Origin of the sequence: Rhodopseudomonas sp. BR0C11, assembly GCF_010820945.1 — a bacterium.
GTDB lineage: Bacteria > Pseudomonadota > Alphaproteobacteria > Rhizobiales > Xanthobacteraceae > Rhodopseudomonas > Rhodopseudomonas palustris_H.
In genome coordinates this window covers 1-21,823 of sequence record NZ_QTKI01000029.1, presented here as the reverse complement: position 1 = coordinate 21,823, position 21,823 = coordinate 1, and the positions used below count along the sequence as shown (strand labels likewise).

Sequence of the window (21,823 nt, the reverse complement as noted above, 5' to 3'; positions counted from 1 at the left end):
GCCCGGCTGCTTCGCGCTGGCCGACGCCTGCGGATGTTTGGGGCCGATCTCGCCGAGCGCGGCGCAGGCCGCTTCCTTTTCCTTCAGCGCCGACAGGGACTGGCCGAGCCGCAGCAGCGCGTCCGGCGCCTTGCCGGACTTCTCGTGTTTGCTGGTCACGGCTAGAAATGACTCGGCGGCTTCGCGATACATCTGGCGCTGGAAGAAGCTCTCGCCAAGCCAATACTGCGCATCGGCAGTCAACGGATTGTCCGGGTACTTCTGCGCAAAGTTGCGCATGGTTTCTTCGGCCAACGCGTAGTCGCGGCGCTGCATGTAGCCGATGCCGAGGTCAAACTCGTCGCGCGGCGTCTGCGACGGCGGCTGCGTCGTCAAGGCGCCGCCAGCTGCGGCGGCAGGCGCTTGCTGAGCCGCGGACGGCGCACCGCCTTGCGGATAACCGCCTTGGACGTAACCGCCATTGCCGTTCGACAGATCCATCGGGGCGCCGGCGGCCCGGCCGGCCGGCATGCCGCCGCCCTGCTCCATCGGCAGTTGGCCGCCGCCAAGCGCGCGCGGTACGCCGGGCGCGTTGGGATCGCGCGACGGATCGAACGCGTCGCCGCGGCGGCCGCCGCCCTGCGGCGCCGTGGGTTGCGGCTGGACCATCGGCGCCTGCGGCTGACCGTAACCCGGCTGCGGCTGGCCGTAAGCCGGTTGCTGCGCGGGCTGACCATAAGGTTGCTGCGGAGCCGCCGGCGGGGTCGCCGCCTGATTGGGGGCGGGCTGCTGCGCACCGGGCGCACCGGCGCCGCTCTGCAACTGCCGGACCTGATCTTCAAGCCGCCGGTTGCGGTATTGTAGTTCTTCGTTCTGGCCGGTCAGCGTCCGCAGCCGATCCTCGAGCTGCTGGATACGAATCTCGGGATCGACCTCGCCGCCGTATTGCTGGGCCAGCGCGGGAGCGGCGAAAGCGAGCGTCGCCACCAGAGCGAGGCTGCGCGCGGAGACGGCAAAACCTGATGACATGACAGTCCGACGAGTTCGAGGGCGGCCAAACGAGTGGCGCTGGATTGATCGCCGTACTACGCCAAAAATGTGACTGAGGCGACGGCCAAAGCTCCCGCCGAAAACAAAAACGGCGCCCTGCGGCGCCGTTTCACAACTTCGATGTGGCCGTACGATCAGGCGCCGGCGTTCAGCACCGTGACGGCGCGGCGATTCTGCGACCAGCACGAGATGTCGTTGCAGACCGCGACCGGACGCTCCTTGCCGTAGGAGATGGTACGCATCCGCTGCGCGTCGATACCACGCGACACCAGATAGTTGCGGACCGACTGCGCACGACGCGCGCCGAGCGCAATGTTGTATTCGCGGGTGCCGCGCTCGTCGGCGTGGCCTTCGATGGTGAAGGTATAGCGGCTGTAGGTCTGCAGCCACTGCACCTGCTTGTCGAGGGTCGCAGCCGCCTGCGGCGACAGATCCGACTGATCGCTCTCGAAGAACACACGGTCGCCGACGTTGACGACGAAATCCTGCTGGCTGCCCGGGGTGGCCGCACCAGCCATCGCGCCATCGGCACCGCCGAGCCCATTCTTGTTCGCGCATGCCCCCATCGACAGGGCCACCGCGAGCACCGCGGCCACCTTCAATCCCTGGAGGATTCGCTTGTGATTGGTCATTCCGGAGCCTCCACGCTCGCGATATTCCGACTGTGTTTTCGGTCTACAGGGCGATGGTTAAGCGAACGTTCCGTCAACCTTGACGAGGTGTTGCCGAACTCGATCAATTGCCCCCGGTCGGCCAAAAGCAAACGCGATGGTTAATGAGGTGCAAATGTGGCGCCAGAGTGAAGCCGTGGCGTTCCATTCTTGGATACGCCGGCAGCGTGGACACCCGTCAGCGCTGGCAAGAAGGCCAAGCCTGCAATCATTGACGATCGTCGGTCGATGCCGACGATCGATCTGAAAACGGGTTCGATCTGATTGGCCGCAAGACGGCGTCGTCAGAAGTGCGTCCGACCGAGGGCGAGGGGCACCAGATTTGGAGCCTCGGCCAGAGTCAGATTGGGAACCCTCCTCGCGTGCTCGAACAAGCTGCACCGCTCGGACTCAGTCGAGCGTAAGAACGGATAACGGGCGTACAGCTTGTCGCGCATCGCAGGGAAGTCGATCTCCATCAGGCTGATAGGCTTTTTCAATCCTGGATACGGCCGAGCTTCACAGATCAAGCGCATCATCACCCGACGATAAAATGCCTGATGCTCGGTCCTCACCGAAGCGAGGCCAATGTCTGCGTTAAAGTACTCACAGGAGACATTAGCCAGACGCAGAGTGAGATACGGTAGTTCGGGCAGACGGTTGGCGCTTGTCGGATCAGCCACGAACCTTGTCGGGTCGACGATGACTTTGCCCTCAGCCAGCCAGGGTTGAAGGAAATCCGGGAAGACGTCTGTCGACGGGCAGTCCTGATAATCCGGGGATGCAACTGTGATCCGCAGTGAGCTGCTGAGCACCCCCTCATAGAACACGCCGAAGATCCATGAATTCGGCAGATCGTCGTACCGGTCAGTCACAATGCCGCTGCTATTGGCATCGATCGCCCCTTCTTTGAGGTAGGCGCGATATCGCAACCGGTAAATCGCCTCACGTTCTGCCGGAGTTTCAGCGAGCCGGTAATCGACCTTCTCAAGCAACGCGAGCCTTCGGGCCGCGATCCGGTCTTGCTGTTCTGCTGGACGTACGACTCCCATCACTCTCACCCCACCCACATGTCCCGACAACACACCGACCGTACGGTAAACGTTAACGAATCCTTAACGGCCCGGCAAAGCATTAGAATTATTAGGGTTAATTCTTATAATTCCACTTTAGTGAATTTCCAGCGACAGCGGTGGAATTGCGGAAAGTTTTGACCTGAGAGGCCGTGAAAAAGAGGGGTTAGGCGATCGATCGAGTCGGCAAAGAAAGGACTTTGCCGTCTTTTTGGCGTGCCCCCTGCGACGCGTTCAGCAATTGCCGAATGCGCTGGGCGGGGACCGGACGGCTGAACAGATAGCCCTGCGCCTCGGTGACGGTGCCGTCGGCGCTGATCAATTCGAGCTGGTCGTTGGTTTCGATGCCTTCCACCACCACCGACATGCCGAGATCACTGCTGAGGCGGGCGACGCCGCGTAACAGAGTCAACGGCCGGTCACTGTCGATCCCCTCGAGGAACGAGCGGTCGATCTTCACCTTCTGCAAGGGGAAGCTGTGCAGATAGCTGAGCGACGAATAGCCCGTGCCGAAATCGTCGAGCGAGATCCGGACGCCTTCGGCGTGCAGCTGCTGCAACGCGTCGTGCGTCCACTGCGTGTTACGCAACAGGGAGGACTCGGTGATTTCGATCTCCAGCCGGCTGGCAGGCAGACCGGAGACTTCAAGCGCGTAGCGCACTTCCGTCAGCACGTCACGTTGATGGAACTGCTGCGGCGAGAAGTTGATCGCGACACTCACCGGCTCCGGCCACAGCATGCATTCCATGCAGGCTTTGCGCAGGATCCAGCGACCGAGATCGACGATCAGCCCCATGTCCTCGGCGACCGGAATAATATCGACCGGTGATACCGTCCCGCGCACCGGGTGATTCCAGCGCAGCAGCGCCTCGCACGTGGTGATCTTGCCCGACTTAAGATTTACGAGCGGCTGGTAGTATAGTTCGAATTCTTCGTTGGCGAGCGCCTTGCGCAGGTCGAGCTCGAGAATGCGGCGAGCCTCGACGGTTTGCGCCATTTCCTCGCGGAAGAAGCAGTAATTGCCGCGGCCGTCGGCCTTGGCGCGATACAGCGCCATGTCGGCATTCTTGAGCAGGATGTCGGCCTTGGCACCCGGCGACGTCATCGCAATGCCGATCGAGGCACCGATCTCGACAACATGATGATCGATCAGATAGCGGTCGCTCAGGCGATCGACGATTCGGCGGGCCAGCGCCGCTGCATCTTCGTTCGAGGCGATGTTCTGTTGGAAGACGACGAATTCGTCGCCACCAAATCGCGCCACCAGATCGTCCGGCCGCAGCATGTCACGCAGCCGTTCGGCGACTGAGCACAGCAGCCGATCGCCGCAGGGATGGCCGAGCGTGTCGTTGATCTGCTTGAACTGGTCGAGGTCGATGAACAACAGCGCCGACAGCCGGGTCTTACCCCGGCCGTGCTCGGCCTCGAGAATACGCTCAATTTCGTCGCGGAAGCTCACCCGGTTCGGCAATGCGGTGAGTTCGTCGTAACGCGCCAGATGAACGATCCGCGCTTCGGCATTGCGACGCTCGGTGATATCTTCGATCAGCACAACCGCGCCGCCGTGTGCCATCGGCTGGAACGTCCAGCACAGCGAGCGAGGAACGGTTTCGTCACCGACGGTGACGATTTCTCCCGCCAGGGAGTTTTCAATTTCAGCCAGGATCAAACGCCCGTTGGCAGCCGAAATTGCACCGATTGCCACGCAGGCGGACACGATCTCGGTCGCGGTCGGCGATCCTTTGACCAGTTCGTCGCGAAGCCGCATCATCTCCGCAAAACGATGGTTCATGACCGCGAGACGGCCATCGGCGCGGAACATGCACAACCCGTGCGGCATATTGTTCAGCGCGGTGTCGAACTGATTGGCGAGCGCAGCTTCGCGCTCGCGGCCGATCCAGGCGTCGAGGTAGATCCGTTGCAGGCTGGATGTCAGATGACGGATCGAGATGAAGAATACCGCACTGAGCAAGGCGAGCGTGAGATAGTAAACACCTCCCACCCTCACCATCGCGAAGATCAATGGGCCGCAGCTGAGCAACACCTGGAGGTGAAAAATCTGGGGCCGACCGAAAGTCCGCCCGACACCAGCCGAGGTGTACGCCACCACGGTCGCAACGCAAAGCATATGCGCCGCCGAGTCGTCGGTGCCGAGCAACACCACGAGCGACCAGGCGCCAAGCGAGATGCCATGTGCAATGGCTCCCAGCCGATAGCGTCGTTCCCATATACCGGCTTCCTCCACCGTGAGTGGAGCATTGCGCTGCCGATAGCGATGCATCTGCAGCGCACGCGCAAAGCCGATCAGGACGAATAAGGGGACACACAGCCAATTCAGGATGCTTCCGGTAACCATCCCGATCACGGCGCCAGCAATCGCGGGCCCAAATGCCCCAACGATCATCGGCGCCGGATTCATGAACAACGAGTCGACCAAGCCCGCGCGAATCGCAGGCGACGTTTGCTCAGAATCCCGTTTGTGACTGGCGAGCAGCATCAAGCGCGAGCGTGTCCTTTCGGACTCCGTTGTATCCCTGGCAGATGAAGTCTTTCTGAGCGAACATGCTTAGCGGATCATTGCAACGTTCGCCGAGACTTAGAGCCTTGAAACGCGACCGAGAGGTTCCAGGAACGGAACCCCTACGGCTGCTTACCCGCTTAGGACAGCAGCGGCGACCACGCCGGATCCGAGGCGTAACCCGGGGTCGGAACCCTCAGCTCGTTACGACCTGAAACGTCGACCGTGAACAGCGACGGACCGGCATTCCCGCCCGGATCGCGGAAGAACATCAGCACCCGGCCATTGGGCGCAAAGGTCGGCCCTTCGTTGTGGAACCCGGACGTCAGAATGCGCTCGCCGGAGCCGTCCGGCTTCATGATGCCGATCGCGAACTGGCCGCCACCCTGCTTGGTGAAGGCGATGTAGTCGCCGCGCGGCGACCACACCGGGGTCGAGTAGCTGCCGTCGCCGAATGAAATCCGCTGCGCCTGCCCGCCGTTCGCCGGCATGATGTAGATCTGCGGCTTGCCGCCGCGATCGCTCTCGAAGCAGATCCGGCTGCCGTCGGGGGCATAGGAGGGCGAGGTGTCGATCGCCGGCGTGTCGGTCAGCCGCGTCGTCGCCTTGGAACGCAGGTCCATCACGAACAGGTTGGAGTTGCCGCCCTGCTGCAGGCTCATGATGATGCGCTGGCCGTCCGGCGAGAACCGCGGCGCGAACGACATGCCCGGGAAGTTGCCGACGATCTCGCGCTGGCCGGTCTCGACGTTGAACAGGTACACCCGCGGCTCACCCTGGCCGAATTCCATGTAGGTGATTTCCTGGGTGGTCGGCGAAAACCGCGGCGTCAGCACGAGGTCGCTGCCGCGGGTGAGATAGCGCACGTTGGCGCCGTCCTGATCCATCAGGGCCAACCGCTTGACGCGCCGGTCGGCCGGGCCGCTTTCGTCGATGAACACCACGCGGCTGTCGAAGTACCCCTTCTCACCGGTCAGCCGCTCGTAGATCTGGTCCGAGATGATGTGGGCGATACGGCGCCAATATTCCGGCGAGGTGAAATACTGCTGGCCCGCCAGCTGCTGGCCGGTGGCGACGTCCCACAGCCGGAATTCGGCCTTGAGCCGGCCGTCGCCCTGCCGCGTCATCCGCCCGGTCACCAGCGCCTGAGCGTTGATGCTCGCCCAGCTCTTGAACTGCGGCGGCACGTCGATGTTGGTGATCTTTTCGAGATACGCCGCCTGGTCGATCGGCGCGAACAATCCCGAGCGCTTCAGGTTGTTGGTGATCACCTGCGAGACACCGACGCCGACTTCATTGTCCGACGGCGTGCCGGCGACGAAATTCGGAATCGCGATCGGCAGCGGCGCGACGTTGCCTTCGGTGATCTGCACCCGGGCCTGACCGAACGCATCGCGGGCGGGGCCGAGCGCGAGTGCGCCGGCGGCCGTCGCGGCGGAGATCATCAATTGGCGGCGATTGAGGTCAAACGACATAGCGGCAATCCATCGGTCGGTCAGGTGATCCGCGCCGGGCGGCGCGAGCAATGGTGAGCGGAGGTTCGCATTACGGACGTCGATCGGTGAACACGGGCGCGAAGAACTTCCATTCGTCGAAGAACTGCGCAGGCAGATTGTACGGCTGGCATTCGATAATCGCGCGCAGCGCACTCTCCTGATACACGCGCAAATACGGCGTCGCCGGATGGCCTTCCGGCTGCGGCAGAGTTTCGAGAGTTCCGTCACGCTTCAGGCGGATCACGAAGGACGCCTCGGCGCGCTGCGCTTCGATGCCGCCATACGGCTTCTTCCAGCAGCGCTCGACCTGCGACTGGAACATCGCGCCCCAGGTCGCCGAGTTGTCGGCGGACTTGCCCTTCGACAATCCGAGCGCCGCGTTGGAGTTCAACACGTCGCCGGTGACCGCGTTGCGGGTCGGGTCGCGCTTGTCGAGCAGCGCCGCAATCTTCGACTGATCGAACACCCGCTCCGACTTCGGCTTGGTCGGCTCCGGCGGCTTGGCGGCTGTCTCGGTCGGCTTCGGCGGCGGCTTCTTCTTTTCTTCCTTCTTCAGCGCCTCGGCGATCGGATCGACCTTCGGCTCCGGCTTCTTTTCGGCTTCCTTGGCCTCTTCCTTCGCCGGCTCCGGCTTCTTCTCCGCCTTCTTGGGCTCTTCCTTCTTCGGCTCTTCCTTCACCACCGGCTTCGGCGGATCAGGCTTCTTCTCGACCGGCTTCTCTTCCGGCTTCGGCTTGGGCTGGGGCGGCGGCGAGGTATCGGTGACGACAGGCGCCTTCTCGCTGATCTTGCCGACGGTGTCGTCGACCTGCTTGGCCTCGGCGACCTTCTCGACCAGCGGCTTGGGATTTTCCTTCTTGCCGGTACGCATACCGGCCATCACTTTGGCGAGCTGATCTTCGGAGATGGTATCAACCGCAACCGAATCCTGCGGCTCGAGCTCGAAAGCCTTGGAGGTGAAAGACAGCATGGCCCAGCCGAGCACGAGGACGTGCAACGCCACCGACGCAGCCCATGTCTTGTCGATCTTCACCTTCAGAATTCCTGCTCCACCTTCGCGGCCGACGCCGGCGCGGTGCCGGCTCAACTCCCCTGTTCGGGAACGATGACGATGTTTGCCTTGAAGCCGGCGGTCCGGATATTGCCGAGCAGCTTCATCATGTCCGTGTAGCAGACGTCCTTGTCGCCCCGCAGATACACCACGTTGTCGGTCTCCGACCGGGTCTCGCGGATCGCCTTCATCTTGGCTTCGAGCTCGGACGCTGCGATCGGGCTATCACCCAAATACAGCTCGACCTGAGAGTTGCAGGTCCCGCCGGTGCGCTTGACCGACAGGGTCAGCGGCGGCGAGTTCGACTGGATCTGATTGCCGCCACGGGCGACCGGCAGATCGATGTCGATCGAGGTGGTGAGCAGCGGCGCCGCGACCATGAAGATGATCAGCAGCACCAGCATCACGTCGACCATCGGGGTGACGTTGATTTCCGCCATCACCGGGCGCCGCCCGCCGCGACGCCGGCCGCCTCCGCCGCCGCCAGTGGCTACGTTCATTCCCATGATCGAATGCCCGCTGTGCTCACCTGGCCTCCGTTCACGTGCGCTCGTCGATCTGCCGCGACAGGATTGCCGAGAACTCGTCGGCGAAGCCTTCCAGCCGCTGCGTCTGCCGGTTCACTTCCGACGTGAACTTATTGTAGAAAATTGTCGCCGGAATTGCGGCGATCAGGCCGATCGCAGTGGCGAACAGCGCTTCGGCGATGCCGGGCGCGACCACCGCCAGCGAGGTGTTCTTCGACGCGGCGATCGACTGGAAGCTCGACATGATGCCCCAGACGGTGCCGAACAGGCCGACGAACGGGCCGGCCGAGCCGACGGTCGCCAGCACCAGAAGTCGGCGCTCCAGCCGTTCGACCTCGCGGGCGATCGAGACGTTCATCACCTTCTCGATCCGCATCTGCAGGCCGGCAAACGAGCGCGAATGACTTTCGAATGATCGCTTCCACTCGCGCATCGCGGCGACGAAACAGGCCGCCATCGAATGCGTCGGCTTGGCTGACAGCGCGCGGTATAGCTCGTCGATCGACTCGCCCGACCAGAACGCCTGCTCGAAGCGATCCATCGCGCGCTTAGTGCGCGAGAACAGCAGCAGCTTGTCGATCGCGATCGCCCAGACCCAGATCGAACAGCCGAGCAGACCCAGCATGATCGACTTCACGACCCAGTGTGCGTGCCAGAACAACGACAGCAGTGACACGTCGGTCGAGACCGCCGGAGCAAGCTGTGTCACGTCGGCCGGGTTCATCGTCGCAATCCTCTCACACGTTTCGGCATCAGCCGATTCCGCCAAAGGCTCCGGCTGTCCGCGGCCACGCGCCGCGATCTGGCCCAAGCGCCACCGTGGGAGCCTTCAGTTGTCGCAGGGGATGGCCTGTCCGAAGCCGGCCCTCAATCCCCTGTCAACGTGTCAAAACAAGGGCTGATGCCGCATTTTGACGTCCCTCACCAAACCCTCATCAGGGTTAATAAGGGGTTACTATAACAGGGAAAATACCAGTGATCGGGAGCCAGGCGGCGGCTGGCGGGCCGAAGCGGGACGGCCGGATGCGGTCAGTGCAGACCGCCAGAGGGCGGCCCGAGGACCAGATGCCGGAGCTTGTCGGGGTTCCGAACCACGTAGATCGCGACGATCCGCCCGCCTGCGATTTCGAGCGCCGTGGTCTGGATCAGGCCGTCCGGCTCACGCGAGACAAAGCCAGGCAGGCCGTCGATCAGCTGGACGGCAAGCAGCGAGCTCGCCCCCGCAGCTGTCTTGCGCGCGATTCCCTCCAGCAGGCGCATCACCCGATCGTGGCCCCGCACCGGATTGAGTGCGGCCGGTCGCTTGCCGCCGCCATCGCTGACGAACACCACCTCGTCCGCGAGTAAGGACGTCAGTGCGCCAAGATCACCGTTCCGCGAGGCCTGGAAGAACGCGGTCGCGATCGCCTGCCCCTGCTCTGCCGAGACGGGAAAGCGCGGCCGCTCGGAACGGACATGTGCCCGGGCTCGCGCGGCAAGCTGGCGACAGGCGGCCGCGTCACGGCTGAGCGTCGTCGCGATCTCATCGAAGCCGACACCGAACACGTCGTGCAGCAGGAACGCGGCCCGCTCCAATGGCGACAGCCGCTCGAGCGCCAGCATCAAAGTGAGGGTGATATCGTCGCCATCAGGCTCAGGCTCCGGGGCAATGATCGGCTCCGGCAGCCACGGCCCCACATAGGTCTCGCGCTGTTGTCGCGCCGACTTCAGCACGTCGAGACACAGTCGGGTGACGGTGCGCGTGAGAAAGCCAGCCGGGTCACGGACCTCGCTGCGATCAGCACGGTGCCAACGCAAGTAAGCATCCTGCACGACGTCTTCGGCTTCGCTGATCGAGCCCAGCATCCGATAGGCGACGCGCAACAGCCGCGGCCGCAGCGGCGCGAAGCTCGCTGCGGCATCTTCGGATGGAGCTGGATCAGGAGGCCTTGGCATGCGCCACGGCCGGGGTCGGATGCAGCATCCGGAAGCCGATCGCGATCCTGTTCCAGGTGTTGATCGCCCCGATCAGCAAAGTCAGATTGACCTGCTCGGCGTCGTTGAAATGCGACTTCACGGCCGCGTAGTCCGGGTCCGGCGCCTGGGTTTGCGCCACCAGTGTCAGCGCTTCGGTCCAGCCGAGCGCGGCACGCTCGCGATCGGTGTAGAGCGGCGATTCCCGCCAGGCGTTGAGCAGATAAAGCCGCTGCTCGGTCTCGCCACGGGCGCGGGCGTCCTTGCTATGCATGTCGAGGCAGAATGCGCAGCCGTTGATCTGCGAGGCGCGCATCTTGACCAGTTCGATCAAGCTGGATTCGAGGCCGCTGCCCTGGATGTACTTCTCCAGCGCGACCATCGCCTTGTAGGCGTCGGGCGCGGCAGTGGCGGGGTTGAGGCGCGGTGTCATGGTCGTCTCCCTTGGTTGACGAACATAGGACGAGACAGCGGCGCGCGGTGTGACATTGCTGCGAGAAAAACCGTGACAAAAAAGAAGCCGCCCGCCTGGGGGCTCAGGCGGGCGGCGGTTGGCGCTGGAGGGTCAGATCAGGGCGCTGATCAGCCCTGCGCCGAATTGTCGGGGGACGGGTTCGGCTTGGTCCGATGCTGGGCCATGAAGGCGTCGAACTCTTCCTTGTCCTTGGCGTGGCGCAGGCGATCGAGGAATTCCTTGAACTGGACCTGCTCCTCTTCGAGTCGGCGCAGCGTCTCCATCCGATACTCGTCGAAGGCGCGGTTGCCGCTCGACGGCGGGCCGAAGCCGAAGCCGCCGCGATCCATGCGGTTGCGCATCCGCTCCATCTTCCACTGCATCCGCTCCATTTTGTTGGCGAAGCGATCGCGATCCCAGCAACCCATGTTTCTGCTCCAGAGTGTGTAGAAGAGAAGTGCAAGGCCGATCGGCCACCAGACGATGAAGCCGGCGACCGTCAGCAGGATCCAGCCCGGATGCCAGGACGGCCGAAGCATCGGCTGATAGCGCGGCTCGGTCGGGCCCCATCGATTGTAGTCAGCGGCGTTGGCCATTTGCTTCTCCATCGGCTCGGTGCCGTTGTGAATGTAAATAACATTTACATACTTGGAGCATTCCAGCAGTTTGTCAAGCAACAGGGGTCGGAGGTTTGGCGGATTTTTCGCCGCAGGGCTCACCTTGCGGTGAGCACGGCCCTCAAGCGGCCGGGCCCCACGGGCCGGACCGCTTTGGTTCTGCAGGCTTTTCAGCAGCAGCGGCGGAGTCGGTCGAGAACCCGAGCCCTCGCAGATAGATCAGCACGCCGGCCTCGAGCAGGTCTTCGGCAGCCATCGGCAACTTGCGGCGGGCACCATCACCCCGGCCGAATAGCGAGGCGATGCCGTGCGACATCGACCAGATGTGCAGCGCCATCATCAGGGCCGGCGGCCGGGTGACGCCCGGCGGCGTCAGGGCCGCCAGCCGTTCTGCGGCGGCGCGGATCACGTTGAAGGCACGCTCCGAGGCGGTCAGCAGCATCGGATTGACGTCGATCGGAACGCCGGATTCGAACATCGCCGAGTAATATGCCGGCTCGTTGCGGGCGAACGCCAGATAGGCTCGCCCGACCCGCATGAACGCCGTGACGGTGTCAGGACGGCCGTCGTCCCAGGCTTTCGCCAGCACCTGCTCGAACAGCTCGAAGCCACGCTGGGCAATATTCGACAGCAATTCGTCGCGGTCGCGGAAGTGGCGATACGGCGCCGCCGGGCTAACGCCGGCCATCCGCGCGGCATCGGCGAAGGTAAAGCCGCCCGGGCCCTTCTCCGCGATCAGCCCGAGCGCCGCCTGCAGCAGCGCTTCCTTCAGATTGCCGTGATGATAGCCGCGCTCGGCGCGGCCCTGTTCCTTGCGCCAGCTCATGTGAAGGGGTCTTACATGAGGGCGGTGTAAAGGTCACTAACCCAGTTGCCCGCGAGGCGCCGCCGATGCAGGCCCAGCGGCGGATCGATCGACCCGCCGCCACGAGGTGCGGCCTCAACGCCGGGCGGCCGCCTGCATAGCTTCGAAGCCGGCGGCTTCGGCCTGCACGTCGGCCGGGAAATCGGCCATCTCCTGCACTTGCCGGATCTCGATGATCTCGTTCGGTCCGGCCGGGCAGCGCATCGCCCAGGCGATCGCCTCCTCCCGCGACGCAACTTCGATCATCCAGTAGCCGCCGAGGACTTCCTTGACCTCGGCGAATGGGCCGTCGGTGACGACGGGCCTACCGGTATCAAAGCTGACGCGAGCGCCGATCGAGGGCGGATGCAAACCGTCGCAAGTAATGAGTGCTCCCGACTGCTGCAGCGCTTCGTTGTACTTCATCATCGCAGCGACAGCGGCGGCATCCGGCATCACGCCGGGCTGCGCCGCCTCGTACCCTTTCGGGATCATCAGCATCATGAAACGCATCATCACTCTCCCTGCTCGATTGGATTGGCAGCTTGAAGACGATCGGTAACAGTACGCGCCGACATGCGATGCGAAAGATTTGCAGTGCAGCGCACGTCAGCGCACCAAAGCGCCGACAAATTGCCGCCGCATTGAGCCACCAGCCTGTCGAACGTCACTATTCGCAGAGTGGGGACTCTAAGTGCGAATGGTCGTCGCGGGGTGTTCAGCGTATCTCATCAACGATCAGGTCTGGCGCATCGTCGCCGGGCTATGCCTGCGCGGTGCAGGTCATCTCCGATCGTGATGCCCGCGGGCCGCAGCAACGGCTCTGCAGACTGGGGAGAGAACCGCATGAACGACGCTACCAAACTCGCTGCTTCGCGGGCGATGGCTCATCTGCTCGCCGCCGCAGCGCTGCTGACGATCGCCGGCGTGGTGTTCTACGTGCGTTGACGCAACGCGAGGTGCCGACAAACGAAGCGCCGCCGGCACAACAACCGGGCGGCGCTTCGGTTTCGTAAAGATCAGCTATTGGTCGTGATGCTGGGATCCGACTTCAGCCGATCGTAGGTTTCTTTCTCACCACGGACTTCCTGCTCCGCCTGCAGCCAGAATTCGTCGCTGCGCCCCTCCGGCTGGCCCTGGGCCTCCCACAGCTCACGCGCGCGATGGCGGATCCGCTCTTCGAGTTCGTCTTGCATACAAAACCTCCCAAACCTCAAAGGCGGTGTCGTGCCCGCCTGGACGCGAAGTTGTATTTCAGTTCGATGTAAACCAGATGTCGTCGACTTGTTCCCAAGCGCGATCGCCCGCGACGGCGCGCCACGCTGGACAGCGATGGCACGGCGCTGGCATGTGAAGCCTCGATCTTCCACGTCTGACCTCCCCGCTTTCGCATGATTGGAACGCCCATGACCGCATCCTCGCCCCATGTCGCGCTGGTGACCGGAGCCGCTCGCGGCATTGGACTGGCAGCAGCCAAGCGCTTTCTCGCCGACGGCTGGTCGGTGGCGCTGCTCGACCGCGACGATGACGGGCTGCGCGCCGCGATGCAGGCGCTGGCCCTGCCCGACCGCACCATCGCGCTGCATTGTGACGTCGCCGATCGCGAGTCGGTGGCGCGCGATATCGCGGCGGTCACCGAGCGGTTCGGCCGCCTCGATGCGCTCGTCAACAACGCCGGCATCGCGGTGTTCAAGCCGCTGATGGAGACGACCCCGGACGAATGGCAGCGGGTGATGGACGTGAATCTCACCGGTCCGTTCCTGATGACCCAGGCCGCGGTGCCGCTGATGCGCGATTCCGGCGGCGGCGCCATCGTCAACATCACGTCGATTTCATCGCTGCGTGCCTCGACGTTGCGCGTCGCCTACGGATCGAGCAAAGCGGGGCTGGCCCACTTCACCAAGCAATGCGCGGTCGAACTTGCGGCGCTCGGCATCCGCGTCAACGGCGTCGCGCCCGGTCCGGTCGACACCGCAATGGCCAAACAGGTCCACACGCAGGACATCCGGTCCGACTATCGCGACGCGATTCCGATGGCGCGCTACGGCCTCGAGGAAGAGCTGGCGGAGGCGATTTTCTTCCTGTGCAGCGATCGCTCCAGCTACATCACCGGGCAGATCCTGGCCGTCGACGGCGGCTTCGACGCTGCCGGCATCGGCCTGCCGTCGCTACGCGGCGAACGCAAGACCAGTTAGTCGTCGGGCCCGATCCGACAACTATGCACTCGCACGCCCCGCGGCTTCGCTCTCCTGCATCAGCCGATCGAGATGCATCCGGATGTGCGAAGCCTCGGCGGGAGTGCGAGCGAGCGCAATCGCGCGATCGAAGGCGACGCGGGCTTCGTCACCGCGTCCCTGCTGCAGCAGCAGCGCACCCTTGGCACCGAAATAGTGAAAGTAGCTGCCGAGCCGCGCTTCGAGCGGCTCGATCATCGCCAGTGCCGCCTCCGGCCCGCGCAGCTTGGCCACCGCCACTGCGCGATTGAGCGTGATCACCGGTGAAGGCTGCAGGATTTCGAGCGAGCCGTACAGCAGATCGATCTGCGCCCAGTCGGTGTCTTCGTAACGCGGCGCGCGGGCGTGCAGAGCCGCGATCGCGGCCTGGATCTGATACGCACCGGTTCGGCGGTGACGCATCGCCTTGTCGATCAGTGCCAGCCCCTCGGCGATCATGGTGTCGTTCCACAGACTGCGGTTCTGATCTTCCAGCAGCACGATCTCGCCGGCGGCATCGAACCGCGCCGGCGCCCGGGCATGCTGCAGCAGCATCAGCGCCGTCAGCCCCATGATCTCCGGCTCGGACGGAAACAGCCGCAGCAGCAGCCGCGCCAGCCGGATCGCTTCCTCGCACAGCGGCGCGCGAACCCCGGCGGTCTCACCCGCGGCCGAATAACCCTCGTTGAAGACGAGGTAGATCATCGCCGCCACCGCGCCGAGGCGCTCGGCGCGTTCGACCGCGCCGGGAGTCTCGAACGGCACGCCGACCCGCGCGACCTTGGCCTTGGCGCGGGTGATGCGCTGCTCCATCGCCGCATCGGACACCAGGAACGCACGCGCGATCTGCGGCACCGTCAGTCCCGAGACGATGCGCAGCGCCAGCGCGATCTGCTGCGTCGGCGGCAGCTCCGGGTGACAGCAGATGAACAGCAGTCGCAGAATGTCGTCGCGATAATGCGAGCCGTCGAGCCGCTCGGCGAGCGCGTCCTCGGCATCGTCGAGATCGGAAATCGCCGCGTCATCGGGAAGCGGCTGTTGCTTCTTGCCGCGGCGCAGATCGTCGATCGCAACATTGCGGCCGACCATGATCAGCCAAGCAGCAGCGTCACGCGGGGGCCCATTCTGCGGCCAGGATTTCAGCGCCCGCAGGCAGGCGTTCTGGAATGCCTCCTCGGCAGTGTCGAGATCGCGGAAGTAGCGCAGCAGCGCGCCGATCGCCTGGGGCCGCGCGGCGGTGATCGCGGTCTCGATCCAGGCGAGATCGGTCATGGCTGCGTGGTCCCCGGCATGAACAATCCGATCGGACGGATTTCATAAGCCCCACCCGGGTTGGCGAGGCCGAGATCGCGCGCAACGTCGAGCGCGCCATCGAGGTCCTCGCATTCGACCACGTAGAAGCCGAGTAATTGCTCCTTGGTCTCGGCGAACGGACCGTCGATCACCACCGGCGGCTCTGAATCCTTGCGCAGCGTCGTCGCCGCCGTGGTCGGCAACAGCCGCGCCACCGGCCCGAGCCGCCCGGCCTCGGCGAGCTTGCCGTGCACAGCCTTGAGCTTCTCCATCACGGCGGCATCTTCTTCGCGGCTCCAGGAACCGACGAAATTCTCGTCGTGATAGCAAAGGATGGCGTAGAGCATGGCGTGCGTCTCCCTCGGCTGTAAGACGATCATCGTCGTCCTTGGCCGACAGCATGGCGGAGAAGTTTGCGCCGACCAAGACGGCATCTCGGTTCCATTCGGCGGCAGCGGTTGCGCCGTGCGCGGGGAGAGTGGTCGAGTGAAGCCATCAGCGAACCCAAGGTCGCTGCGCGCTCCCACTCCCGCTTGCAGGAGAGGGCTGGGGTGAGGGCGTCGCAAGCACTGACTCAGTGCCTCGCTGAGCGGAGTGCCCTCACCCGTTGCTCAGTGCGCAGGGAGAAAGAGAGTCGAAGACTACGCCAGCAGTCGCGCCTTCAATTCGGACAACGCGCGGGTGAATACGGCTGCGTCATTACGTGCACGCGCCAGCACGAGAGCGCCCTGGATCGACAGCACCGCATCCTCGGCGCGGCGCCGGGCCGCGGCGGCCGATAGGCCGTAACGGCGCAGCGATGCCGCCAGCGCGTCCTGCCAGCGCGCGAAATAGTCGTTCACCGGCGCGGCGAACTCATCGCGCGCATGGCCGAGCGCAATCACCCCGACCAGACAGACGCGACGCCCGGAACGGAAATACTCGTCCACGCCCGAGAGCATCGCCGCGATGGCGGCGCGGGGATCGGCCGGATCGCGCAATGGCGCGAAGATGTTGGCTTCGAACCAGTCATCGATCTCGGCCAGCACCTCTTCGGCCATCTGCTTTTTGCCGCCGGGGAAGAAGTGATACAGGCTGCCCTTGCCGAGCCCCGTCGCCTCCGTGATCAGCGCCAGCGAGGCCCCTTCGTAGCCGTGGGTCCGAAATACTTCGCCAAGCAGCGGCAGCAGGGTGGCGCGGTCTTTCATGTCTCTCCCGACACGGTCTTAGAACGGCTCTGCGGCGAGCCCCGGTACATCGTCGGGACGCGGACCGGGCGCCGGCCAATGGAAGCGGCGGTCGCTCTCGCTGATCGCGACGTCGTTGATGCTGGCCTCGCGCCGCCGCATCAGTCCATCGTCGTCGAACTCCCACTGCTCGTTGCCATAGGAGCGATACCAAAGCCCGTTGTCATCGTGCCACTCGTATTGGAAGCGCACAGCGATGAACCGGCCGTCGAACGCCCAGAGGTCCTTGATCAACCGGTATTCGTGCTCCTTCGCCCATTTGCGGGTCAGGAATTCGACGATCGCGTCACGGCCTTGCAGAAACTCGGCGCGATTCCGCCAGCGGCTGTCGGGCGTATAGGCGAGCGACACCCGCGCTGGATCACGCGAATTCCAGGCATCTTCGGCCATCCGCACCTTCTGGGCGGCGGTCTCGCGGGTGAACGGCGGCAACGGCGGACGCGACATGACGACTTCTCCACTGCGAACGGAACGCAGCGAGACTGTACCGATCGGTACAACGAGTCAAGCGCGCTCGGTCGTCGATGGCTCCGTCTCGGCGGCAGCAGTGTTGTGCGTGTGGTCTGCCCGCTCCTCGCCGGGGTGTTCGACCGGCACTGTGGGGGGCACCGTCACCAGCGTCGGCAGAGTCCGGTACCAGGTCGCAACCCAGGCCACGCCGGTCATCAGGCCGATGCCGCCGACGCTGACCAGGATCTGCATCGCGATGCTGCTCGACACCTGGACCAGGATCCAATGCGCCGTGAAAGCCAGGATCACACCGAAGCAGAACACCGGCAGCGATCGCTGGCCGCACAGGATGATGGGGCGCAGATGCTCCGAGCGTAGCGCCGGCAGATCCGGCGGCAGCAGCTTTATGACGATCGCAAGCAGCGCCAGGAAGTGGATCAGCCGCACCGGCGCCAGACTGGTCTTGTCGATCGGGTAAAGGATCTTGCCGATCGATTCCGGCACGAGGCCGTACAGCGCTTCGAAATTCCAAGACAGCGCGATCACCAGCGCGACCAGCACGATGGTCCAGCTCAGCAACTGATTGGGCAGCGACTTCACCCAGGGCCGGATCTGCGGGCCATTGCCAAAACCGCACCAGATGCCAAACACGAACAGGAACTGCCAGGCGAACGGGTTGAAGTACCAGTGCCCGTCAGGGAACGACGGCAGATTCCAGCCGAAGTGTCGGGACGCGAAATACAAAACACCGGAGCACACCAGCGTCAGATGCGGCCGGCGCAGCAGGCCCCACAGGATCAGCGGCGCGGCAACCACCAGCACGATGTACAGCGGCAGCACGTCGAGATTGACGGGCTTGTACTTCAGCAGCAGCGCCTGCTGGATCATCACGTCGGGATTTTCGAGGAATTGCGCGACGTTGAACTCGTCCTTGTACATCGGATTGTCGAACCGACGCGCCGCGCGGGATATCTGCGCGGTGAAGAACAGGAACAGGAAGATGTGCGCGACGTAGAGCTGCGCCGCGCGGGTCCACAGCCGCTTGGTCGCCGCGACCATTTCGCCGGCACGCACTGCTGGCCCGTAAGCGAACCCGATCGAATAGCCGGAGATGAAGACGAAGAACTCGGCCGCGTCGCAGAAACCGTAATTGCGCAGCGTGAACCAGTTGAGGAAATTGTACGGGATGTGATCGACAAAGATCATCCACTGGCCAACGCCGCGCAGGAAATCGAGACGCAAATCGCGCTCGCCCTGCCCCATCAGCGGCACCTCGCGAGACTGCACTCCTCTGGTCACGCCTCGCCTCCCTGTGCGCCCGAATCAGCCGTTACGCCGCCAATCTAACCGACGGCGGACGCACAGGCTGTCCGGGAGACACCGGGGCGACCCAAAGGCCGCTCGGCAGGCTAATGCAGCTTCACCGTAGGCGTGGGGCGCGTCGAGCCGGACAGCACGCTGAGCAGCGTGCGACCACGGCCGTACAGCGCGGCTTCGTGCATCTTGTACAGCGAGCGATACATGAAGCGGGCGAAATAGCCCTCGATCAGGAAGCTCTTACCGACCAGCGACCCCATCAGATTGCCGACCGCCGAGTACTTGCCGAGCGACACCAGCGAGCCGAGATCGCGGTAGCGGAACTCTCCCAGTGGCTCGCCCTTCAGCCGCTTCTCGATCTGCTCGAGCATGAATTCGGCTTCTTGGTGAGCGGCCTGCGCCCGCGGCGGCACGCCATTCTCGTAACCGGGAATTGCGCAGGCGGCACAGTCGCCCATCCCGAACACATTATCGTCGCGGGTGGTCTGCAGCGTCGGACGGACCACCAGCTGGTTGATGCGGTTGGTCTCCAGGCCGTCGATGCCTTCGAGGAAATCCGGCGCACGCACGCCGGCGGCCCACACCACCAGCTCCGATGGGATCACTTCGCCGTCGGCCAGACGGACCGCATGATCCAGCACTTCCGCCACGCGGGCGCCAGTGCGCACCTCGACGCCGAGATCGAGCAACAGCTTCAGCGTCGCTTCCGAGATCCGCGGCGGCAGCGCCGGCAGAATGCGCGGCGCGGCTTCGATCAGCACGATCTTGAGATCGTGCTCCGGATCAATCTTGTCGAGGCCGTAAGCGATGATCTCGCGCGCGGTGTGATGCAGCTCGGCGGCGAGCTCAGTGCCGGTGGCGCCGGCACCGATGATCGCGACGTGCAGCTGGCCGGGCTCGATCGGCGTGTGCTGGTGCTGGGCGCGCAGGCAGGCGTTGACCATCCGCTTGTTGAAGCGGGACGCCTGCTCCGGCGTCTCCAGCGGCACCGCGTGCTCACGGGCGCCGGGGGTGCCGAAATCGTTGGTGACGCTGCCGATCGCAATCACCAGCGTGTCGTAACCGAGCTCGCTCTCCGGATTGATCTCGCGGCCCTCGTCATCGATCACAGGGGCCAGCTTGACGACCTTGCGGTCGCGGTCGAGACCATTCATCTCGCCGAGGCGGTAGTGAAAGCCGTGCCAGTGCGCCTGGGCCAGATAGTTCAGCTCGTGCTGGGAGCGACGCAGCGAGCCGGCAGCGATCGCATGCAGCAGCGGCTTCCAGATGTGGGTGCGGCTGCGGTCGACCAAGGTGACCCGGACGGCGTCCGACTTGCCGTATTTGTTGCCGAGCGCCGTGGCGAGTTCCAGGCCACCGGCGCCGCCGCCGACGATAACAATCCTATGGGGCGTATCACTCATCAAGATGTCCGAGGGGTTCGAGCTTCCGGCTCGCCCCCTGTAACACCAAATTCCGGAGCGCCCTAGCTCGGGAAACAGGCAATTCCCGCCCCCGACGGCGTCAGGCGACGTCCGCCTTCATGGCGACCCGAAGCGGTATTGGGATAGGCTTCGCCCGACCACTCGAGACGAACGCGACCTTGACCTTGGCCTCCATCAGCACGAGGTCGCCGCGCTTGATCTGCTGCTGCATGGTGATCGACGCGCCGCGGACTTCGACCGGCCGGGTGATCACCTCGAGCAAGTCGTCCATCTTGGCCGACTTGAGGAAGTCGAGCTGCATCGACCGCACCACGAAGGCAAAGCCCGGGGTCTCGCTTTCGGCTTCCGCGAACAACTCGCTCTGTGCCGCCCCAAGCAGCCGCAGATAATTGGTCCGCCCCCGTTCCATGAAGCGCAGATAGTTGGCGTGATAGACGATGCCGGAGAAGTCGGTGTCTTCGTAATAGACCCGGACGTGCATGTGGTGAGCGCCATCGATGATGGCGCCGTCGAGGGAATGATGATGCAAGCGAGCGTCAGTCATCGTTGAGCTACTCTTGGTCCCCGGTATCGCCAAACAGCCCGAACTGCGCGGGATCGCGCGAGGGGGCGGCGAGGCCGAGGTGGCGGAAGGCGTGGTCGGTCAGCAGGCGACCGCGTGGGGTGCGCTGCAGGTAGCCGCACTGGATCAGATACGGCTCGATAATGTCCTCGATCGCGTCGCGCGGCTCGGACAGCGCCGCCGCCATCGTCTCGACGCCGACCGGGCCGCCGCCATAGTTGAGCGCGATGGTGGTGAGGTAGCGTCGATCCATCGCGTCGAGGCCGGCGCTATCGACTTCCAGCGCGCCAAGCGCATGGTCGGCGATGGCGCGGTCGATCGCTTCGGCATCCGCAGCCGACGCAAAGTCGCGGACCCGGCGCAGCAGCCGACCGGCGATGCGCGGCGTGCCGCGGGCGCGGCGGGCGATCTCGTTGGCGCCGTCAGCCGTGATCGGCGTGCCGAGCACGCGAGCGCCGCGGGTGACGATGCTTTCGAGTTCTTCGATGGTATAGAAATTCAGCCGGATCGGAATGCCGAAGCGGTCGCGGAGCGGATTGGTGAGCAGGCCGGCGCGCGTGGTGGCGCCGACCAGGGTGAACTTCGACAGGTCGATCTTCACCGAGCGCGCGGCCGGACCTTCGCCGATGATCAGGTCGAGCTGGAAGTCCTCCATCGCCGGATACAGCACCTCCTCGACCGACGGGCTGAGGCGGTGGATCTCGTCGATGAACAGCACGTCGCGCTCTTCGAGATTGGTCAGCAAGGCTGCGAGATCGCCGGCCTTGGCGATCACCGGGCCCGACGTCGCGCGAAATCCGACGCCGAGCTCGCGCGCCACGATCTGCGCCAGCGTGGTCTTACCGAGACCCGGGGGACCTACGAACAGCACGTGATCGAGCGCCTCTTTGCGCTTGCGCGCGGCGTCGATGAACACCTGCAAATTCGCACGCGCCTGCTGCTGGCCGACGAACTCGGACAGATTCTGCGGCCGCAGCGCCGCATCGCCGAGGTCGTCACCGCGGCGCTCGGGTGTAACGAGACGGGAAGGTTCAGTCATGGGGGAAATGTACCATGCCGCCGAGCACTGAGCGCTCCCCTCCCCCTTGCGGGGAGGGGTCGGGGGTGGGGGGCCACGAGCCCTGTG

23 protein-coding genes are annotated in these 21,823 nt (G+C 64.4%); 1 reads left to right on the top strand and 22 read right to left on the bottom strand.

Features of this window, described 5'->3' with window-relative positions; all coding sequences use genetic code 11:
• The 14 genes from ybgF to DYI24_RS04480 form a co-directional block, all read right to left on the bottom strand.
• Positions 1–1,008, bottom strand: a 1,008-nt coding sequence (gene ybgF, locus DYI24_RS04545; RefSeq protein ID WP_164571414.1) for a tol-pal system protein YbgF, incomplete at its 3' end; no start/stop codon positions are given.
• 155 nt (positions 1,009–1,163) lie between these two features.
• Positions 1,164–1,661: a peptidoglycan-associated lipoprotein Pal gene (gene pal, locus DYI24_RS04540; protein WP_011156687.1), complete on the bottom strand. Its 498-nt coding sequence runs from the start codon at positions 1,659–1,661 to the stop codon at positions 1,164–1,166.
• A 323-nt stretch (positions 1,662–1,984) separates the two neighbouring features.
• On the bottom strand, positions 1,985–2,731 hold the full coding sequence (locus tag DYI24_RS04535) for an N-acyl amino acid synthase FeeM domain-containing protein (protein WP_164571413.1): 747 nt from the start codon (positions 2,729–2,731) through the stop codon (positions 1,985–1,987).
• A gap of 187 nt (positions 2,732–2,918) precedes the next feature.
• Positions 2,919–5,249, bottom strand: a complete 2,331-nt coding sequence (locus DYI24_RS04530) for a putative bifunctional diguanylate cyclase/phosphodiesterase (protein ID WP_107343276.1) — start codon at positions 5,247–5,249, stop codon at positions 2,919–2,921.
• Between the two features lie 161 nt (positions 5,250–5,410).
• Positions 5,411–6,745, bottom strand: a complete 1,335-nt coding sequence (gene tolB / locus DYI24_RS04525) for a Tol-Pal system beta propeller repeat protein TolB (RefSeq protein WP_107346464.1) — start codon at positions 6,743–6,745, stop codon at positions 5,411–5,413.
• Positions 6,746–6,815: 70 nt separating this feature from the next.
• Complete coding sequence (gene tolA / locus DYI24_RS04520) at positions 6,816–7,799, bottom strand: cell envelope integrity protein TolA (protein ID WP_107346463.1); 984 nt, start codon at positions 7,797–7,799, stop codon at positions 6,816–6,818.
• 50 nt (positions 7,800–7,849) lie between these two features.
• Positions 7,850–8,323: a biopolymer transporter ExbD gene (locus tag DYI24_RS04515; RefSeq protein ID WP_107343275.1), complete on the bottom strand. Its 474-nt coding sequence runs from the start codon at positions 8,321–8,323 to the stop codon at positions 7,850–7,852.
• A gap of 34 nt (positions 8,324–8,357) precedes the next feature.
• Positions 8,358–9,068, bottom strand: a complete 711-nt coding sequence (tolQ, locus tag DYI24_RS04510; RefSeq protein WP_107343274.1) for a protein TolQ — start codon at positions 9,066–9,068, stop codon at positions 8,358–8,360.
• 305 nt (positions 9,069–9,373) lie between these two features.
• Positions 9,374–10,279 carry a sigma-70 family RNA polymerase sigma factor gene (locus DYI24_RS04505; protein ID WP_164571412.1) on the bottom strand — a complete coding sequence of 302 codons (906 nt, stop codon included), beginning with the start codon at positions 10,277–10,279 and terminating at the stop codon, positions 9,374–9,376.
• A complete protein-coding gene (locus tag DYI24_RS04500) occupies positions 10,263–10,730 on the bottom strand; it encodes a carboxymuconolactone decarboxylase family protein (protein WP_164571411.1) in 468 nt (155 codons plus the stop codon). The genes DYI24_RS04505 and DYI24_RS04500 overlap by 17 nt, the downstream gene beginning before the upstream one ends.
• A 149-nt stretch (positions 10,731–10,879) precedes the next feature.
• Positions 10,880–11,347, bottom strand: a complete 468-nt coding sequence (locus DYI24_RS04495; protein WP_107357410.1) for a DUF2852 domain-containing protein — start codon at positions 11,345–11,347, stop codon at positions 10,880–10,882.
• Positions 11,348–11,489: 142 nt separating this feature from the next.
• The gene (locus DYI24_RS04490) at positions 11,490–12,194 is read right to left on the bottom strand and encodes a TetR/AcrR family transcriptional regulator (protein WP_164571410.1); all 705 of its coding nucleotides are present in this window, start codon (positions 12,192–12,194) and stop codon (positions 11,490–11,492) included.
• A gap of 114 nt (positions 12,195–12,308) precedes the next feature.
• Positions 12,309–12,725, bottom strand: a complete 417-nt coding sequence (locus DYI24_RS04485; RefSeq protein ID WP_164571409.1) for a YciI family protein — start codon at positions 12,723–12,725, stop codon at positions 12,309–12,311.
• A gap of 506 nt (positions 12,726–13,231) precedes the next feature.
• Positions 13,232–13,408, bottom strand: coding sequence for a DUF2934 domain-containing protein (locus tag DYI24_RS04480; RefSeq protein WP_107343270.1), 177 nt, complete (start codon positions 13,406–13,408; stop codon positions 13,232–13,234).
• Positions 13,409–13,618: 210 nt separating this feature from the next.
• Here DYI24_RS04480 and DYI24_RS04475 point away from each other — a divergent pair, with 210 nt between their 5' ends.
• Positions 13,619–14,407: an SDR family NAD(P)-dependent oxidoreductase gene (locus DYI24_RS04475; protein WP_107343269.1), complete on the top strand. Its 789-nt coding sequence runs from the start codon at positions 13,619–13,621 to the stop codon at positions 14,405–14,407.
• Positions 14,408–14,428: 21 nt separating this feature from the next.
• Here the strand turns inward: DYI24_RS04475 and DYI24_RS04470 are convergent, their stop codons facing one another.
• From DYI24_RS04470 to ruvB, 8 genes are all read right to left on the bottom strand, one after another.
• Positions 14,429–15,697 carry an RNA polymerase sigma factor gene (locus DYI24_RS04470; RefSeq protein ID WP_164571408.1) on the bottom strand — a complete coding sequence of 423 codons (1,269 nt, stop codon included), beginning with the start codon at positions 15,695–15,697 and terminating at the stop codon, positions 14,429–14,431.
• Positions 15,694–16,065 carry a YciI family protein gene (locus DYI24_RS04465; RefSeq protein WP_164571407.1) on the bottom strand — a complete coding sequence of 124 codons (372 nt, stop codon included), beginning with the start codon at positions 16,063–16,065 and terminating at the stop codon, positions 15,694–15,696. The genes DYI24_RS04470 and DYI24_RS04465 overlap by 4 nt, the downstream gene beginning before the upstream one ends.
• Before the next feature lie 294 nt (positions 16,066–16,359).
• Positions 16,360–16,905, bottom strand: coding sequence for a TetR/AcrR family transcriptional regulator (locus tag DYI24_RS04460; RefSeq protein ID WP_164571406.1), 546 nt, complete (start codon positions 16,903–16,905; stop codon positions 16,360–16,362).
• 18 nt (positions 16,906–16,923) lie between these two features.
• Positions 16,924–17,391 carry a nuclear transport factor 2 family protein gene (locus DYI24_RS04455; RefSeq protein WP_164571405.1) on the bottom strand — a complete coding sequence of 156 codons (468 nt, stop codon included), beginning with the start codon at positions 17,389–17,391 and terminating at the stop codon, positions 16,924–16,926.
• Positions 17,392–17,448: 57 nt separating this feature from the next.
• The gene (locus DYI24_RS04450) at positions 17,449–18,657 is read right to left on the bottom strand and encodes an OpgC domain-containing protein (RefSeq protein WP_164571415.1); all 1,209 of its coding nucleotides are present in this window, start codon (positions 18,655–18,657) and stop codon (positions 17,449–17,451) included.
• Positions 18,658–18,803: 146 nt separating this feature from the next.
• Positions 18,804–20,114, bottom strand: coding sequence for an NAD(P)/FAD-dependent oxidoreductase (locus DYI24_RS04445; RefSeq protein ID WP_107343264.1), 1,311 nt, complete (start codon positions 20,112–20,114; stop codon positions 18,804–18,806).
• Between the two features lie 100 nt (positions 20,115–20,214).
• Positions 20,215–20,679 carry a tol-pal system-associated acyl-CoA thioesterase gene (gene ybgC / locus DYI24_RS04440; protein ID WP_164571404.1) on the bottom strand — a complete coding sequence of 155 codons (465 nt, stop codon included), beginning with the start codon at positions 20,677–20,679 and terminating at the stop codon, positions 20,215–20,217.
• A 7-nt stretch (positions 20,680–20,686) separates the two neighbouring features.
• Positions 20,687–21,736 (bottom strand): Holliday junction branch migration DNA helicase RuvB, encoded by a 1,050-nt coding sequence (gene ruvB / locus DYI24_RS04435; RefSeq protein ID WP_107343262.1) that lies wholly within the window; start codon positions 21,734–21,736, stop codon positions 20,687–20,689.
• Positions 21,737–21,823: the final 87 nt, after the last annotated feature.